Source organism: Bradyrhizobium sp. USDA 4473 (assembly GCF_054063335.1).
Genome location: NZ_JBSSGE010000001.1, coordinates 2128263 through 2143608, shown reverse-complemented (window position 1 = coordinate 2143608; position 15346 = coordinate 2128263). Strand labels below are relative to the sequence as shown.

General features: G+C 65.1%; 16 protein-coding genes. 6 read left to right on the top strand and 10 right to left on the bottom strand.

Annotation, left to right across the window (positions count from 1 at the left end):
- Positions 1 to 90: 90 nt before the first annotated feature.
- Positions 91 to 348: a hypothetical protein gene (locus ACVW17_RS10015; protein ID WP_456751729.1), complete on the bottom strand. Its 258-nt coding sequence runs from the start codon at positions 346 to 348 to the stop codon at positions 91 to 93.
- Between the two features lie 52 nt (positions 349 to 400).
- On the opposite strand from ACVW17_RS10015, the gene ACVW17_RS10010 reads away from it, so the two are divergent.
- On the top strand, positions 401 to 1021 hold the full coding sequence (locus ACVW17_RS10010) for a TetR/AcrR family transcriptional regulator (RefSeq protein WP_456751728.1): 621 nt from the start codon (positions 401 to 403) through the stop codon (positions 1019 to 1021).
- On the opposite strand, the gene ACVW17_RS10005 is transcribed toward ACVW17_RS10010, so the two are convergent.
- The 7 genes from ACVW17_RS10005 to cobS all read right to left on the bottom strand — a co-directional run bounded on the left by ACVW17_RS10005 (position 1022) and on the right by cobS (position 8610).
- The gene (locus tag ACVW17_RS10005) at positions 1022 to 1441 is read right to left on the bottom strand and encodes a hypothetical protein (protein ID WP_456751727.1); all 420 of its coding nucleotides are present in this window, start codon (positions 1439 to 1441) and stop codon (positions 1022 to 1024) included.
- 227 nt (positions 1442 to 1668) lie between these two features.
- Positions 1669 to 2769, bottom strand: coding sequence for an LLM class flavin-dependent oxidoreductase (locus tag ACVW17_RS10000; RefSeq protein WP_456751726.1), 1101 nt, complete (start codon positions 2767 to 2769; stop codon positions 1669 to 1671).
- A gap of 187 nt (positions 2770 to 2956) precedes the next feature.
- Positions 2957 to 4069, bottom strand: a complete 1113-nt coding sequence (locus ACVW17_RS09995; protein WP_456751725.1) for an NADH:flavin oxidoreductase/NADH oxidase — start codon at positions 4067 to 4069, stop codon at positions 2957 to 2959.
- 135 nt (positions 4070 to 4204) lie between these two features.
- Positions 4205 to 5299: an esterase-like activity of phytase family protein gene (locus tag ACVW17_RS09990; protein WP_456751724.1), complete on the bottom strand. Its 1095-nt coding sequence runs from the start codon at positions 5297 to 5299 to the stop codon at positions 4205 to 4207.
- 3 nt (positions 5300 to 5302) lie between these two features.
- A complete protein-coding gene (gene cobT, locus ACVW17_RS09985; RefSeq protein WP_456751723.1) occupies positions 5303 to 7201 on the bottom strand; it encodes a cobaltochelatase subunit CobT in 1899 nt (632 codons plus the stop codon).
- A complete protein-coding gene (locus ACVW17_RS09980; protein ID WP_456797077.1) occupies positions 7198 to 7608 on the bottom strand; it encodes a GNAT family N-acetyltransferase in 411 nt (136 codons plus the stop codon). Before ACVW17_RS09980 ends, cobT begins: the two co-directional genes overlap by 4 nt.
- Before the next feature lie 3 nt (positions 7609 to 7611).
- On the bottom strand, positions 7612 to 8610 hold the full coding sequence (gene cobS / locus ACVW17_RS09975; RefSeq protein ID WP_456751721.1) for a cobaltochelatase subunit CobS: 999 nt from the start codon (positions 8608 to 8610) through the stop codon (positions 7612 to 7614).
- Positions 8611 to 8907: 297 nt separating this feature from the next.
- On the opposite strand from cobS, the gene ACVW17_RS09970 reads away from it, so the two are divergent.
- On the top strand, positions 8908 to 9570 hold the full coding sequence (locus ACVW17_RS09970) for a DedA family protein (protein ID WP_456751720.1): 663 nt from the start codon (positions 8908 to 8910) through the stop codon (positions 9568 to 9570).
- Positions 9571 to 9627: 57 nt separating this feature from the next.
- On the opposite strand, the gene ACVW17_RS09965 is transcribed toward ACVW17_RS09970, so the two are convergent.
- Positions 9628 to 10851, bottom strand: coding sequence for a citrate/2-methylcitrate synthase (locus ACVW17_RS09965; RefSeq protein WP_456751719.1), 1224 nt, complete (start codon positions 10849 to 10851; stop codon positions 9628 to 9630).
- A gap of 76 nt (positions 10852 to 10927) precedes the next feature.
- Between ACVW17_RS09965 and ACVW17_RS09960 the strand changes: the two genes are divergently transcribed.
- Positions 10928 to 12022: a citrate synthase/methylcitrate synthase gene (locus ACVW17_RS09960; RefSeq protein WP_456797076.1), complete on the top strand. Its 1095-nt coding sequence runs from the start codon at positions 10928 to 10930 to the stop codon at positions 12020 to 12022.
- 165 nt (positions 12023 to 12187) lie between these two features.
- On the opposite strand, the gene ACVW17_RS09955 is transcribed toward ACVW17_RS09960, so the two are convergent.
- Positions 12188 to 12823, bottom strand: coding sequence for a J domain-containing protein (locus ACVW17_RS09955; protein ID WP_456751717.1), 636 nt, complete (start codon positions 12821 to 12823; stop codon positions 12188 to 12190).
- A gap of 109 nt (positions 12824 to 12932) precedes the next feature.
- Between ACVW17_RS09955 and ACVW17_RS09950 the strand changes: the two genes are divergently transcribed.
- The 3 genes from ACVW17_RS09950 to ACVW17_RS09940 all read left to right on the top strand — a co-directional run bounded on the left by ACVW17_RS09950 (position 12933) and on the right by ACVW17_RS09940 (position 15317).
- On the top strand, positions 12933 to 13208 hold the full coding sequence (locus ACVW17_RS09950; protein WP_456751716.1) for a BolA family protein: 276 nt from the start codon (positions 12933 to 12935) through the stop codon (positions 13206 to 13208).
- A 122-nt stretch (positions 13209 to 13330) separates the two neighbouring features.
- The gene (locus ACVW17_RS09945) at positions 13331 to 13780 is read left to right on the top strand and encodes a hypothetical protein (RefSeq protein WP_456751715.1); all 450 of its coding nucleotides are present in this window, start codon (positions 13331 to 13333) and stop codon (positions 13778 to 13780) included.
- A gap of 205 nt (positions 13781 to 13985) precedes the next feature.
- On the top strand, positions 13986 to 15317 hold the full coding sequence (locus tag ACVW17_RS09940; RefSeq protein ID WP_456756347.1) for an IS1182 family transposase: 1332 nt from the start codon (positions 13986 to 13988) through the stop codon (positions 15315 to 15317).
- The last annotated feature ends 29 nt before the right edge of the window (positions 15318 to 15346 follow it).

Below are 15346 nucleotides of genomic sequence, written 5' to 3'. Positions count from 1 at the left end.
GGGTTGTGGCCGGTCGACGGCGAAACGGACTCGCGAGGGACATGGTGAGTGCTTTGTTGAGGTTTCGGCGACAATTGCGGCCCGAACCCTTCAGGTCAGTTCACTCAAGCCGCGGAACGGCGACCAGCGGCAGCTGCGCTGCTTGCAACGACCACCGGTGACCATCGCCGGGCGCGGCGCGCGCCGATCGGCGCGCCGCTGCTCCAGGACGCCTGCGACGTCGCAGGCACGGGCGATCCGCTCGATCGGCGCCATCGCCAGGGCGAGGATGCCGCGGCCAAGGCCCTTCACGAGCTCGATCGCGTCATCGATAAGGGTGGTGGTCAGTTGAAGTGCTAGGGTCTGCATGTGAGTGGCCTCCTATGCCAACTTGAGCAACGCTCAAATTTGTAGCTAGAAAATGAACGTTGTTCAAGAAGAATCGCGACGAGACCGAAAAAAACTTCAGCGGCGCACTCTGCTGATCGAGATCGCGCGCCGGGTCATCTCGACTAAAGGTCTGAGATCATTGAAGGTTCGTGACGTTGCCGAAGCCGCCGGCTGCTCCATCGGCAGCGTCTATAACGAGTTCGGCGACTTCGATGGCCTGATCCTGACCGTGAACCGGGAAACCGTTCAGGCCCTGACCGCGCGGCTCAAGGCGGTCCCAACCGACGATCCGCTGCGCCAGCTACACGGGCTCGCCGACGCCTATCTCGGCTTCGCCACCGAGCACGCCAACCTGCTGCGTTCGCTGTTCGAGCACCGGATGGAGGACGACCGGCCGTTTCCGGAAGATATCCTGACGATGGTGATGGAGGCATTTGCGCTGATGCATGCGCCACTGGTGCGGCTATTGCCCGATCGCGATCCCGACGACGTCGCGCTGCTGTCGCGGATGATGTTCTCAGCGGTCCACGGCATCATCTCGCTGGGCCTCGAGGAGCGCATGGTCGCAGTGCCGCCGGAGCAGCTGCGCGAGCGCCTTGCGCAGTTCGTCGACACGCACCTTGCCGGACTCGGCGTATCGCGCGGCGACTAGCTACGCGCGCGCCCGCGCGATGGTGCCGGCGACGATCTGCATGGCGACGCCGAGCACCCAGCCGGCCATGATGGCTGCGGTCCAGCCGATATCCGGTTCGCTGCGCAGCACGACGACGCCGACCGAAAAGAACGCGACCATCGTCGCCAGGAACGTGCCGATCGCGCCGAGCAGCTCCGCCGCGTCGATCTTCCGCGTCGATGCGGCATCCTTCGGATGGAACAGCTTTGGCGGCGTATCGATGCCGAGATAGAAGCCGATCGCGCCGCCGAGCATCATGATCAGCAGGAACGCCTGCGAGGTCAGCGCCGATACGCTCGATCCGACATGGATGGCGACGAACAGACCGCTCGCAGCTCCCGCCAGGGCAAGGCCGAAGCGCTCCAGGACATGGGCAAATTTTCTGACGCGGCTGCGCATTGCTCTGCCTCATCAATGAATTGCACCGCTGTCAGGCTAGGCCTTTTCGCAGCATCGCGATAGTCGCTCGCCACTCACATGACTGCGACCAGGCGGCGCTTCGCGGTTGCTGCAGGCCGCAGCAACCGTAACGAACCGCGCGACGTATTCCATCTGTGCGCGACGCCGACTGCCCGCCACAACCTGAAGCACGGGGCAGCGTTGCCGCTGCCTCGCATCGCTCAGGTCTACGCCGCGCGGCCGACCGAGGCATCGAGATGCTTCAGCTTCGGCAGCACCTCGTGCTTCAGCAGCCGCAGCGAGTTGTGCCAGGCCTCGGGCTTGTGCTTGTAATCGAAGCCGAACACCAGCAGCACGCCGAAACCGCCGACCTCCCGGTAGATTGTCTCGATCTTCTCGGTAACCGTCGCGGGCGAGCCGACGATCCAGTTGTTGCGGGCGCAATACTCGACGGTGACGTCGCTGTCCGGCACGTCGGGCGAAGCTTTCAGATAATCCTTGAAACCAAAATGGCCGAGCAGCGGCAGGAAGTACTCGCCCATCATCCGGCCCATCATGTCGCCGGTCGAAAGCTTCCACGCCTCTTCGTCGGTGTCGGCGACGAACACCTCGCGCACCATCCGCCAGTCCTTGCGGCTTGGCTTGCGGCCGGTCTTGGCGGCACCGGCTTCCACCGACTCCCAGTGGCTGCCGACGTAGGCCGGGTTGAGGTTGAGGCTCATCGGAATGAAGCCGCGCTCGCCGGCGAGCTTCAGCGTGTCGGAATTCTTCGATAGGCCTGCGACGCCGATCGGCGGATGCGGCGCTTGCTGGGGCCTGATGTGGGGTTTGAGGAAATCGAACATCGTGTCCGGCTTGGTCACCGTCCAGAACTTGCCCTTGTGGGTCCACGGCGCCGGCTCGGTCCACATCTTCAGGATGATCTCGAGCGCCTCGCGGGTCATGTCGCGGTTCTGGCCCGACATGCCGTCGACATTGAACATCGCCCAGTCGCTCGGCAGCCCCGAAGCCGCGACGCCGAAATTGAGCCGACCGTTCGAGAGATGGTCGAGCATCGCGACGCGGTTGGCGAGCTCGGCCGGGTGATGATACGGCAGCAGGAAGCCGCCGGGCCCGATGCGGATGTTCTTGGTCTGCAGCAGCGCCTGCGCGATTAAGAGGTCGGGCGACGGATGCGGCTCCCACGGCGCCGTGTGGTGCTCGCCGATCCAGGCTTCCTGATAGCCGAGCTCATCGAGCCAGCGCAGCACCTGCAGATCCCAGTCGTGGCCCTCCTTCAATCCGCACTCCGGCGGATGCGACGGCATCGCGAAATATCCGAGTTCCATGGGTTTCCTCTCTTTGTTCGAAGCGTGTCTTGCGCACGCGCGCAGAGAGTAGCTGCCCCGGCTGCGGCAGGACAATGGCCAGATGAATCACATCGTCATTCCGGGGCAATGCGCAGCATTGAACCCGGAATCTCGAGATTCCGGGTCTGGTGCTGACGCACCATCCCGGAATGACGAGGGAGTAATCCTAGCGCGCCCCGAACGTGGTCTTGCCGAACAGCGCCTTCTGCGTCGAAGGCTGCGAGCGCCAATATTGCGGCGGCGCGCTCACCTCGCCACCGAGCTCGGCAGCGGCATGCCAGCCCCAGCGCGGGTCGTAGAGCATGCCGCGGGCGAGCGCGACCATGTCGGCCTTGCCGGTGGAGACGATCTCCTCCGCCTGCCTGGCTTCCGTGATCAGGCCGACCGCCATCGTGGTGACGCCGGTCGCCTCCTTCACCGCCTGTGCCGCCGGCACCTGGTAGCCCGGACCGAGCGGAATCTTCTGCAGCGGCGAGACGCCGCCGGACGAGACATCCATCCAGTCGACGCCGCGCTTTTTCAATTCCTTTGCAAATTCGATGGTCTGCGCGAGGTCCCAGGCGCCTTCGACCCAGTCGGTCGCCGACACCCGCATGCCGATCGGCTTGTGATCCGGGAATACGGCGCGCACCGCGTCGAACACTTCCAGCGGGAAGCGCATGCGGTTCTCGAGCGAGCCGCCATAGCGGTCGGTCCGCTTGTTGGCGATCGGCGACAGGAACTGGTGCAGCAGATAACCGTGCGCGCCGTGCAATTCGAGCGCGTCGATGCCGAGGCGGTCGGCGCGCTTCGCCGACGCGACAAAGGCCTCGCGAATGCGCTTCAGACCGGCATCGTCGAGCGCCACCGGCGCCGCCTCGCTCTCCTTGTGCGGGACAGCGGACGGCCCGACCGTCTGCCAGCCGCCCTCGGCGATCGGGATCAGTTGCCCGCCCTCCCAGGGCCGCTGGCTCGAGGCCTTGCGGCCGGCATGCGCGAGCTGCATCGCGACCGCGGCCTCCGAGTGCTTGCGCACCGAGGCCATGATCGGCTTCAGCGCCGCCTCGTTGGCATCGCTATAGAGGCCGAGGCAACCCGGCGTGATCCGCCCGATATCCTCGACATGGGTGGCCTCGATGCAGAACATCGCGGCGCCCGACAGCGCCAGCATGTTGATGTGGGTGAAATGCCAATCATTGGCCGAGCCATCGTCGGCCGAATACTGGCACATCGGCGAGACCATGATGCGGTTGGAAAGCTTGAGGCTGCGCAGTTCGATCGGGGAAAACAGGGCGCTCATGCGGGGACATCCGGGACCGGGAAAGGACCCGGCTAAGATAGAGGGCGCGGCCGAGATCACCAACTGTCGGGGACGCCGGGCAGGCTACGACGCAGATCAGCAATGCGATAGCGCCGCCCCTTGAGGCGCGGCACCTCACTCCAGCAGCGTGAACTGCAGCAGCAGGTTGCGCTGGATCAGCGAGAAATTGTCGTCGGAGATCAAGGTCAGCACGGTCTCGCCCTCGTCGGTGACATGGGCGTCGATGCCTTCCATGTTGTCGATCTCGTTGCCGAGATCGGCGTTGAAGATCGCAGGTCCGTCGACCACGGCGCCGGGCGCGATGTCGGACAGCGCGAGGCGGCGGATGCGGATGCCGACGCCGCCGAGCCAGGAGAATTTCCGCTCCAGGATCAACAGATCGCCTGACGGCAGCAACACCGCGTCGCTGATATCGAAATTCTCGGTGCGACGAACGCTGAACTGGCCCGGCGTTCTGCCGCCGACCAGAAAGGCGATCAAATTGCCGCTCGCGTCGAGCCCGCGCTCCGAGAACGCGATCAGCGTGCCTGCCAACGGCTGGGCCTTCGACAAGGCCTTGGGTACGAAGACCAGCGCCTCCAGCCCCTTGTTGTTGGGAAGCTTGCGCGCCGCCGGCGGCAGCGGCACCACCTCGCCGCGCGAGCGGGTAAACCCCTTGGCGAAATCGTAGCGCAGCACCTGGTTGACCCGCTCGAGCCCGACATAGGCAAACGAGCCGTCGAGCGCGAGCGATTCCGAATCGTACCAGCCACGAGTCGCGGTGATCGGCCTGCCGTCGGCACCTAACAGCGGCGCAGCCTCGACATCGTCCAGCCCGGCCATGTCGCGGCCGCGATAGACGATGCGGCCGGTGAACCAGGTCCCCTGGTCGCTGACCGCGATGAAGCGCTCGCCCTTGGCATCGAGCCGCAGCGCGGAGAGGCCGCCGAAGCCGGAGAATGACGAGGTCAGAATAAGACCGCTGCGATATTCCAGCGCGCCGAACTTGACCCGCGCGCGATCGCGGATATCGAACGACGGCAACGGCCGCGCGTTGACTTCGATCGCGACGGGCTCGTCGACGCGATGCCGGCCCGGCCTGCCTGATGGTCCCGGAGTCAGTGGCGGCTGGGTCGCGCTCTGTGCCAAGGCAAGATGCGGCAGCGCGGCGGCCGACAGCCCCGCCGCCACACCTCTCAGGATATGGCGGCGGCTAGGGAGTGAGCGCATGTCTCACGAGTGCAGGCGGCGCCGGCTGCCCGGTGCAGGCGCCGAGCCGTGGGTCTCGCTGAACAGCTCGGCGAGCTTTTCGGTGATCGCGCCGCCGAGCTCTTCGGCATCGACAATGGTGACGGCGCGACGATAGTAGCGCGTGACGTCATGACCGATGCCGATCGCGATCAATTCGACCGGCGAGCGGGTCTCGATCTCCTCGATGATGTGGCGCAGATGCCGCTCGAGGTAATTGCCGGGATTGACCGACAGCGTGGAATCGTCCACCGGCGCGCCGTCGGAGATCATCATCAGGATGCGGCGCTGCTCGGGACGCGCAAGCAGACGCTTGTGCGCCCAGTCGAGCGCCTCGCCGTCGATGTTCTCCTTGAGCAGGCCTTCGCGCATCATCAGGCCGAGATTCTTCCGCGCACGACGCCATGGTGCGTCGGCCGATTTGTAGATGATGTGCCTGAGATCGTTGAGGCGGCCGGGATTGGCCGGCTTGCCCGCGGCAAGCCACGCCTCGCGCGACTGGCCGCCCTTCCAGGCGCGGGTGGTGAAGCCCAGAATCTCGACCTTGACGCCACATCGCTCCAGCGTGCGCGCCAGGATGTCGGCGCAGGTGGCGGCAACGGTGATCGGCCGGCCGCGCATCGAGCCTGAGTTGTCGAGCAGCAGCGTCACCACGGTGTCGCGGAAGGTCGCCTCCTTCTCATGCATGAAGGACAGCGGGTGATAGGGATCGGTGACGACGCGCGACAGCCGCGCCGGATCGAGGATGCCTTCCTCGAGATCGAAATCCCAGGCGCGGTTCTGCTGCGCCATCAGGCGGCGCTGGAGACGGTTGGCGAGCCGCGCCACGATGCCCTGCAGATGCGCGAGCTGCTTGTCGAGATAGGAGCGCAGCCGTTCCAGCTCGTCGTGGTCGCAGAGATCCTCGGCCGCGATCACCTCGTCGAACTTCGGCGCAAATGCATGATATTCCGGACCGCGCGGCTCGTTCTGACCGCGCGAATTCGGCCGCGTCGCCTCGCCAGGCGTCTCGTCGTCGCCGAGCTCGCCGTCGTCGAACGTATCCGACGTCGAGGCCTGCGCGCTCTCCATCGCGCTTTCGCTCATCTCGTCAGCGGTGGTCTGCGCCTGGTCGGCGCTCATCTCCTGCGCGGCGTCGGAATCGGGCGAGCCTTCGGCGCCGGACTGATCGTTCTCGCCGTCCTGGTTCTCGTCCTGGTCCTCGTCGTCGTCGGAATCCATGTTGCGATCGTCGCCGAGATCGAGCGCCGACAAGAGATCGTGGACGAGGTCGCCGAATCTCGCCTGGTCCTCGGCGAAGCGGCTGAGCTTGTCGAGCCGCGAGCCGATCTTGTCCTCGAGCGTCGGACGCCAGAGATCGACCATCTTCTTGGCGGCCGCGGGCGGCGCCAAGCCGGTGAGGCGCTCGCGCACCAGCATCGCCAGCGCGTCCGACAGCGGCGCATCGGCGCGGTCGGTGATCTCGTCATACTTGCCGCGGTGGAAATGATCGTCGAGCATCGCGGTGAGGTTCTTGGCGACGCCCGCCATCCGGCGCGAGCCGAGCGCCTCGACGCGCGCCTGCTCGACCGCCTCGAACACGCCGCGCGCCTGCGGATTGCCCGGCATCAGCTTGCGATGCACCTTGGGATCATGACAGGCGATCTTGAGCGCGATCGAATCGGCGTGGCCGCGCACGATCGCGGCATCGCGCTTGGTCATCTTGCGCGCCGGTTCGGGCAGCCGCGCCTTGCCGGGCGCGAGCCCCGGCCGCTCGGCGGCGAAGGAGACCTCGAGCTCCGGCTTCTTGGCGATCGCCTTCAGGCACGCCGACACCGAGCGCTTGAACGGCTCGGTCGGCGCTTCCTTCGATCCGGGACGGAATTTGATGTTGGAGGTTGTCATAGCGATTTCGTAAACCAGTGGCGCGTGACGCCGCCGGGATACCCCTCAATCGAACCGAACTCTTTATATCCGTTGGCGCGGTAGAAGCCCGGCGCCTGGAAGCTCATCGTATCCAGATAGGATCGCGTCGCTCCGAAGCGCCGCGCCTCGTCTTCGATCGCCTTGATCAGCTTCGCGCCAAAACCCTTGTTGCGAAACTTCTGCTCCATCCAGAACAACTGGATGAACAACACCGCGGTCCAGACCTCGCCGACGATGCCGCCGACGATCTCGTCGCCTTGCCGCAGCGAGATGGCGAAGCGCTTGTACTTCTGCTTCCCCATCTTCTCGTTGTTGTAACGGAGCAATCCGCCGAGCACCGCCTTCTTCGTCTGTGTGACTGTGCGCTCGACGGAGATGTTCGGCATGGATTAGCTGAGCGCCACGTTGACCGAGGATTCCGCCAGCTCGACGTTGAAGCAGCGCTGGTAGAACTCGGCGACCAGCGGCCGCTCCAGCTCGTCACACTTGTTGAGGAAGGTGACGCGGAACGCGAAGCCGATGTCGTTGAAGATGTCGGCGTTCTCGGCCCAGGTGATCACCGTGCGCGGGCTCATCACCGTCGACAAATCGCCGTTGGCGAACGCATTGCGGGTGAGATCCGCGAGCCGCACCATCTTGTTGACGATGTCGCGGCCTTCCTGGGTGCGATAGTGCTTCGCCTTGGCCAGCACGATCTCCACCTCCTCGTCATGGGCGAGGTAGTTCAGCGTGGTGACGATCGACCAGCGGTCCATCTGGCCCTGGTTGATCTGCTGGGTGCCGTGATAGAGGCCCGAGGTGTCGCCGAGGCCGACCGTGTTGGCGGTCGAGAACAGGCGGAACGCCGGATGCGGCTTGATCACCTTGTTCTGGTCGAGCAGCGTCAGGCGGCCCGAGACTTCCAGCACGCGCTGGATCACGAACATCACGTCCGGGCGGCCGGCGTCGTATTCGTCGAACACCAGCGCGATGTTGTGCTGCAGCGCCCAGGGCAGGATGCCGTCACGGAATTCGGTGACCTGCTTGCCTTCCTTGACCACGATGGCGTCCTTGCCGACCAGATCGATACGGCTGATGTGGCTGTCGAGGTTGACGCGGACGCAGGGCCAGTTGAGGCGGGCCGCAACCTGCTCGATGTGGGTCGACTTGCCGGTGCCGTGATAGCCGGTGACCATCACCCGGCGGTTCTTGGCGAAGCCGGCGAGGATCGCGAGCGTGGTGGCGCGGTCGAAGCGATAGTCCGGATCGGTCTCCGGCACATGCGGGTCGACTTCCGAATAGGCCGGAACTTCCAGATCGCTATCGATCCCGAAGACCTGCCGGACCGACACCTTCATGTCGGGCAAGCCGACGGGTTCTTGTTCTTTGGTCTGGACGGCGGTCGTCATTCATCCTCCGAGGTCCCGGGCATTCCCGAAACCAGATTGTAGGTCATTTGGCTGCGGATGGGGTGCTGCGCACAAGCCTAGCAGAGAGCAACGGCTGGCAGAAGCCCGCGGGCAAATCAAAGTTTCATTGGTCTATCATAAAGATAGGAACGAAACTCGATTTTTGGAAGGCTGCCCTGCAAATCCCGCCGTACTTTCGCCGCAGCGCCACGGCGGCCTGCCCTGCCGGGCACTTTTCAGCCCGGCGGGGAGTTGTTAGCTCTCGAAGCCGTTTTATCACCGCCGCATGGGATTTTTGTGACTTCATTCCTTGACCCCCTGATCGCCTTCGTCTCGGCCCATGCCTGGCTCGCCTATCTGACGCTGTTTCTGGCCGCCCTGCTGGAAGCTGTCCCGGTGGTCGGCTCGCTGGTGCCAGGTTCGACCATCATCCTGGCGCTGAGCGCGCTGGTGCCGGGCGGCGAATTGAAGCTGGTGCCAGTTCTGGCCGCCGCGGCCTGCGGCGCCATGCTCGGCGACGGCACCGCCTATCTGATCGGCTACCGCAGCCAGCGCGAGATCCTCTCCGCCTGGCCGCTCTCCAACTATCCGCGGGTGGTCGCGCAGAGCGAGGCCTTCTTCAACCGCTGGGGGGTGCTCGCGGTATTCTTCGCCCGGTTCGTGCCGCCGATTCGCGCCTTCGTGCCGATCACCGCCGGCGCGCTCGACATGCCGCCTCAGCGCTTCTACGCCGTCAACATCCCCGCAATCCTGCTCTGGGCGCCGGCGCATGTGCTGCCCGGCGTGCTCGCGGTCACTGCGCTGCACGACTATGCCGGCCTGCCGCATCATCAACATGTCGGCAAGCATCTCTGGATGTTTGCGGTCGCCGGCGGCGCGGTCATCCTGGCGCTTGCGATCTGGACCATTCGCCGCCGCCACGGCGGCGGCCTGATCGAACCGTCCAAGCCGGCAGAATAGCTTTTATTTGAGCATGATCTGCTCGGAAAACCGGCCTCCACTTTTCCGGATCATGCTCTAGATACTATTGGTCGAAGCGGCCCGCCCGGGTGCCGGTCCGACATAGCGCGCGCGGGGCCTGATCAGCTTGCCGAGTTGAAGCTGCTCGCTGGCATGCGCAATCCAGCCGACATTGCGAGCCATCGCAAACAGCGCGAGCTCGCTGCCTGCGGGCATCCGCAGGGCTTGCACCAGTACCGCCAGCGCATAGTCGATGTTGACGAATTCGCCAGTCGCCTCCGCGATCCGCTCCGGCACCTCCCTGGTGAATTTGCGCGGCGCGCCGGCCCGCGTCAGCGCTTCGAGCAGCGAGATCGCGCGCGGATCGCCCTTCTTGTAGACGCCGTGTCCGAAGCCGGCGAAGCGCTCGCCGAGCGCGACCCGCTCGCGAACCACCGGCGCAACGTCATTGTCGATCATCGTCCTGACCAGGCGCGAGGCGAGCACGCCGGCGCCACCATGCATCGGCCCCTTCAGCGCAACGAGACCTGCGATCACGGCGTCATACAGATTGAGTCCGGTCGACGCCGCGCAGCGCGCGGTGAAGGTCGAGGCATTCAATTCGTGATCGGCGAGCAGCACCAGCGCGCGGCGAATCAGATCCGGTGCGTGCTTGTTGTCGGGCGTCCAGACCCGAGCCACCTGCTCGTGGAGCGGGTCCGCCGATGGCGCGGCGTTCAGCATGGTCGCGACCAAGAGCCGCAAGATGCGGCCGCCGACCATCGCGCGGCCGTCGGGCGCGCGGGTGAAGGCGCCGGGATCGGCACTCGCCGCCAGCGCCAGCACGGCCACCGTGCGGTCGATCGGCTGGGCGCGGCGCGCGGCCTCGGCGATCAAGCGCATCTCGTCCGAGACATGCGGACAATTGTCCGAGGCAAACGGATCGACGTCGGTGACATCCCAGAGCAGCGTCGCGGTGTGCTCCAGCGTATCCCGCTCGGCAAGATCGACGCAGTTCACGCCGCGATAGATCGGGCCCTGCTCGGTGATGGTCGCGATCGCCGAATCCATCACCGGCAAATCGGCATCGAAATTGCGAAAGCCGCGCGGCTCCGGCGACGGCACGCGGCGTTCCTTCAGGCCCCTGATGTCCTCGGCGCGGTAGCGGTGGCTGCGCGAATCCGGCGACGGCTCGGAGCGGATCAGGCCACGACTGACATAGGCGTAGAGGGTCGCCGGCGAGATCGCGAGCTCGGCGGCGGCCTCGCGGGCGGAGAGGTAGAGCTCGGCGGATTTTTTCATATTGATTTATATAATCAAGATTGATCAACTCGTCGAGAGGCCCGACCTTCGAGGCGTGAAGCAAGGAGATCGGGTCATGAACATGATTGTCACCAAGAGCCAGATCGGTCTGGACGGCGTTCCCGCCGCCGAGACCGTGTTGAGCCATGTCGACGGCGAGCGCGGCGAATTGATCATCGCCGGCGAGCACGTCGCGAGCCTCGCCGGCACGTCGAGCTTCGAGGCCGTCACGGCGCGGCTGTGGAACGGCGCCACCGGCAAGTCGCTGAGCGAGGCCAATGTCCGCTCAAGCCTCGGCGCCGCCCGCGAACGCGCCTTCGCTCGCCTGCCGGACCTGCTGCCGGCGACCCGCGGCATGTCTATTGTCGACGGCTTCCGCGCCGCGATCGCCGGCCTGCGCAGCGAGAACGGGCTGGAGCACAAGGCGACCATTGTCGGCGCCTTCCCGGTGATCGCGGGTGCGCTGGTGCAGCAAGCCAAGGGACACGCCCCGATCGCGCCCGATCCGAATGTCAGCCACGCCGCCGACACGCTGCACATGCTGCTGGGCCGCAAGGCCGCGCCGCGCGAGATCACAGCGCTTGACGCCTATCTCGTCACGGTCTGCGATCACGGCATGAATGCGTCGACCTTCACGACACGGGTGATCGCATCGACCCAGGCCGATCTGTTCGCGGCCATCACCGGCGGCTATTGCGCGCTGACCGGCCCGCTGCATGGCGGCGCGCCGGAGCCGGTGCTGGAGATGCTGGATGCGATCGGCACACGCGAGCGAATCAAGCCCTGGGTCGACGGCGCACTGGCGCATGGCGAACGGTTGATGGGCTTCGGCCATCGCGTCTACCGCGTGCGCGACCCGCGCGCCGACGTGCTCAAGGTCGCGATCGAACGCCTCGAGGCAAACGGCGCCGACCTGCCGTTTGCAGCAGAGGTCGAGGCCTATATCCGCGAGGCGCTGCAGAAGAAGAATCCGGAGCGGCCGCTGGAGACCAATGTCGAGTTCTTCACCGCGATCCTGCTCGACGGGCTGGAAATCCCGCGGCAGGCGTTCACGCCGATCTTCGCGGTGGCCCGCGCCGCCGGCTGGACCGCGCACGCGCTGGAGCAGCGCCGCACCGGCCGCCTGATCCGGCCGAGTTCGTCCTATGTCGGGGCGGTGCCGAAGGGCTGAGAGCCAACCGCGAACCGTAGCCCGGATGGAGCGCAGCGAAATCCGGGAGCGGTGTGACCGCGGTTAGAGGGGTCCCGGATTACGCTTCGCTTCATCCGGGCTACAAAACCGCACCGTTGGACGACGGCGGAGCCACCCACTCACAGGGGCGACGACGGTGATGGCTTACGCCTCGCGCACCACGGTCTTCAGATAATTATACGCCTTGATGATCTCGATCAGGCGATCCTCGGTGGAGCGGTCGCCGCCATTGGCGTCGGGGTGGTGCTGCTTGACCAGCGCCTTGTACTTCGACTTGACGTCGTCCAGCGTCGCGCCGGCACCGAGCCCCATCACCATCAGTGCCTTGCGCTCGGCGTTCATGACCTTGCGGGTCTCGGGCTTGGGCTCCGCGCCGCCCGGGCCGGGCCGCCAACGGCCGCGGCCGTTGAGTTCGGAGAACACGTGGAACGGATCGGAGGCGGCATCGAGACCGCTCTCCTTCTTGCCGTTGTTGGCGCCCATCTTCCAGGTCGGCCGATGACCGGTCAGCGCGTCCTTCTGGTAGCGCGCGACGTCGTCAGGATTCATGCCCTGGAAGAAGTTATAGGACTGGTTGTATTCGCGGACATGGTCGAGACAGAAGTGCCAATACTCGCGCGAATTCTCGCGGCCCTTCGGGGCGCGGTGCGCACCCTTGTTCTGGCAACCCGCCCACTCGCAGGTCACGGCCTGCTCGCCGGCCTGCGCCTGGCGCTTCGCACTCACCTTGGTCGGCTTGATGCGAATGGAGTCGAAGAATTTTGATGAATCGATCGGCATGTTCTCTTTGACTACGCAATGCACAAATCTTCAAGTCTTGACATTGCGCAGACCTCGTTTCCCGCTAGCACCATTGACGAAAAGCCGTCGCGAACCTAACTCCGCCGCCATGAGCACCAAAGACGCTATCATAAACAAGTTGCGTGAAGCTTTCTTGCCGGAAAGCCTCGACGTCGTCGATGAGTCACATCTGCATGAAGGCCACGCCGGCCACAGGCCAGGCGGGGAGACGCATTTCAGGGTATATATTGTGTCTCCGGCCTTCGAAGGGAAGAGCCGGATCGAACGCCATCGCATGATAAATGCGACGCTGGCGCCGGAACTCGCCGGCTCGGTGCATGCGCTGGCGATCCATGCCCACGGCCCCGGGGAAAAGCCGCGCTAGCTCGCGCTTGCCGCAAGACGAAGCAGCGGTTTTCCGTTATGAGGATGATACCTCCGGCGATGGACCTGCTCCCGATGCGAGCAGGGAAACCACGGGTCGCCACGCATGATATGGGGCCGTTGATGATCCCTTGCTGGCCACGTTTCCGGTCGATCGTCACCGCTGCCGGCCTGCTCCTGATCTGTGCGATGCGCCCGGCCTCGGCGCTGGATATGCCGAGCCCGTTCGTCCAGGAGGTGCTGATCAAGAGCATCCTGGTGTCGCTCAACGATGCGGTGGCCGCCAACAATTTCACCGTATTCCACGCCAAGATATCGAAACCGTTCCGCGACCAGTTTTCGCCGGACAAGCTGAAGACCATCTTCAAGGACCTGGTCGACAAGCACGCGGTGTTCGACGCCGTGGTCGCCAAGCCGATCACGCTCGATGAGGACGCCAAGATCGACGACAAGGGCGTGTTGCGGCTGAAAGGCCATTTCGACACCAGGCCCAAGCAGGTGAAGTACCAGCTCGGCTTCATCCCCTCCGACGGCGCGTGGAAGCTGTCGGGCATCTCGATCGATATCGAGTAGGCCGACGGCTTCGTTCAACCCGTCATCCTGAGGAGCCGCGAAGCGGCGTCTCGAAGGATGCACGGCCACCAGCCGGGCCGTCGACCCTTCGAGACGCCGCTGCGCGGCTCCTCAGAGGGTGTGATTTTTTTGGGGTTTCAGCGAGCATTATAGCCGAAAGCCGGCGCGGTGTGATTCTCTGGCGATGATGGATTCGCGGGAGGTGATGTTGGCTGCCGATGAGTTGTTTGGGGACCTGCCGGAGCAGGCGAAGCCATCAGTCGAAGCGGGCTTGCCCGGCGCTCCGCGGCTGCGTGAGCCCCAGCGCGACCAGATTGCGCTGCGAGCGGTTGATATTGAGAGCCTGATCGGGGAAGACCATCCGGTGCGGCTGATCTGGTCTTATGTCGAAGAGCTTGATCTGAGTGAGTTGGAGGACCGGATCAAGGCTCGCGGCGATCGTCCCGGTCACCCCGCGACCTCGCCCCGGCTTTTGCTGGCGCTGTGGCTCTATGCCGCCAGCGAAGGCGTTGGCAGCGCGCGGGCGTTGGAGCGGCTGTGCGAGAGCCACGATGCCTATCGCTGGCTGTGCGGCGGGGTGTCGGTGAACTATCACCTGCTGGCGGACTTCCGGGTCGGCAACGCCGATCTGCTTGACCGACTGCTCAGTGAGCATCTGGCAGCGTTGGCAAAGGCCGGTCTCGTCGATCTGGAGACCTTGGCGCAGGATGGCATGCGGGTCCGGGCCAGCGCCGGGGCGGCCTCGTTCCGGCGCGAGGCGACGCTGGATAAGCATTTGGCGCAGGCTGAGGCCGTGGTGGAAGACCTCAAGCGCGAGGTCGACACACGCTCGGACGCCAGCAATAAGCGTGCCCGGGCAGCCAAGGAGCGGGCCGCGCGGGAACGCAGCGCGCGGGTGAAGGCGGCGCAGACGGCGCTCGCCGAGATCAAGCAGCAGCGCAAGGAGCGCGAAGAAAGTCGCGGCAACGGCAAGACGCCGAAGGAGCCGCGGGCCTCCACGACGGACGCCTATGCACGGGTCATGAAGATGGCGAACGGCGGCTTCCGCCCCGCCTACAACGTGCAGGTGACGAGCGTGGCCGGCGAGCAGATCGTCGTCGACACCAGAATTTGCAACATCGGATCCGATCGCGGCCTGATGCGTCCCATGCTGGAGCGGCAGCGTGCGCGGCCCGGAGGGTTGCCCAAGGACCATCTCGTCGATGGCGGCTTTGGCAGTGCCGAGGACATCGAATGGGCCTATGCCGAGGGCATCGATATCTTTTGTCCGCCCACTCAATCCAAGCACGGTACCGATCCCTATCTACCGCGGCGCGGCGACGGTCCGGGGGTGTTGGCCTGGCGTGCGCGAATGGCGAGCAAAGAGGGCAAGGCCCGATACAGGTCCCGGTCGATCTGCGAGTGCATCCATGCCCGCTGGCGCAATTGGGACCTGCGGCAATTGACCGTGCGCGGCATCGAAAAGGTCCGTGCCGTCGTGCTCTGGTACGCCCTCGTCAACAACATCCTGCAAGGCAACCGCCTCTCCAGAGCCTAAACAACGGGTCATCGCCGAACTCGAACTCA

Coding starts and splice junctions, on each gene's coding strand:
- ACVW17_RS10015 (WP_456751729.1), bottom strand. CDS start 348: ATGCAGACCCTAGCACTTCAACTGACCACCACCCTTATCGATGACGCG.
- ACVW17_RS10010 (WP_456751728.1), top strand. CDS start 401: ATGAACGTTGTTCAAGAAGAATCGCGACGAGACCGAAAAAAACTTCAG.
- ACVW17_RS10005 (WP_456751727.1), bottom strand. CDS start 1,441: ATGCGCAGCCGCGTCAGAAAATTTGCCCATGTCCTGGAGCGCTTCGGC.
- ACVW17_RS10000 (WP_456751726.1), bottom strand. CDS start 2,769: ATGGAACTCGGATATTTCGCGATGCCGTCGCATCCGCCGGAGTGCGGA.
- ACVW17_RS09995 (WP_456751725.1), bottom strand. CDS start 4,069: ATGAGCGCCCTGTTTTCCCCGATCGAACTGCGCAGCCTCAAGCTTTCC.
- ACVW17_RS09990 (WP_456751724.1), bottom strand. CDS start 5,299: ATGCGCTCACTCCCTAGCCGCCGCCATATCCTGAGAGGTGTGGCGGCG.
- cobT (WP_456751723.1), bottom strand. CDS start 7,201: ATGACAACCTCCAACATCAAATTCCGTCCCGGATCGAAGGAAGCGCCG.
- ACVW17_RS09980 (WP_456797077.1), bottom strand. CDS start 7,608: ATGCCGAACATCTCCGTCGAGCGCACAGTCACACAGACGAAGAAGGCG.
- cobS (WP_456751721.1), bottom strand. CDS start 8,610: ATGACGACCGCCGTCCAGACCAAAGAACAAGAACCCGTCGGCTTGCCC.
- ACVW17_RS09965 (WP_456751719.1), bottom strand. CDS start 10,851: ATGAAAAAATCCGCCGAGCTCTACCTCTCCGCCCGCGAGGCCGCCGCC.
- ACVW17_RS09960 (WP_456797076.1), top strand. CDS start 10,928: ATGAACATGATTGTCACCAAGAGCCAGATCGGTCTGGACGGCGTTCCC.
- ACVW17_RS09955 (WP_456751717.1), bottom strand. CDS start 12,823: ATGCCGATCGATTCATCAAAATTCTTCGACTCCATTCGCATCAAGCCG.
- ACVW17_RS09950 (WP_456751716.1), top strand. CDS start 12,933: ATGAGCACCAAAGACGCTATCATAAACAAGTTGCGTGAAGCTTTCTTG.
- ACVW17_RS09945 (WP_456751715.1), top strand. CDS start 13,331: ATGATCCCTTGCTGGCCACGTTTCCGGTCGATCGTCACCGCTGCCGGC.
- ACVW17_RS09940 (WP_456756347.1), top strand. CDS start 13,986: ATGTTGGCTGCCGATGAGTTGTTTGGGGACCTGCCGGAGCAGGCGAAG.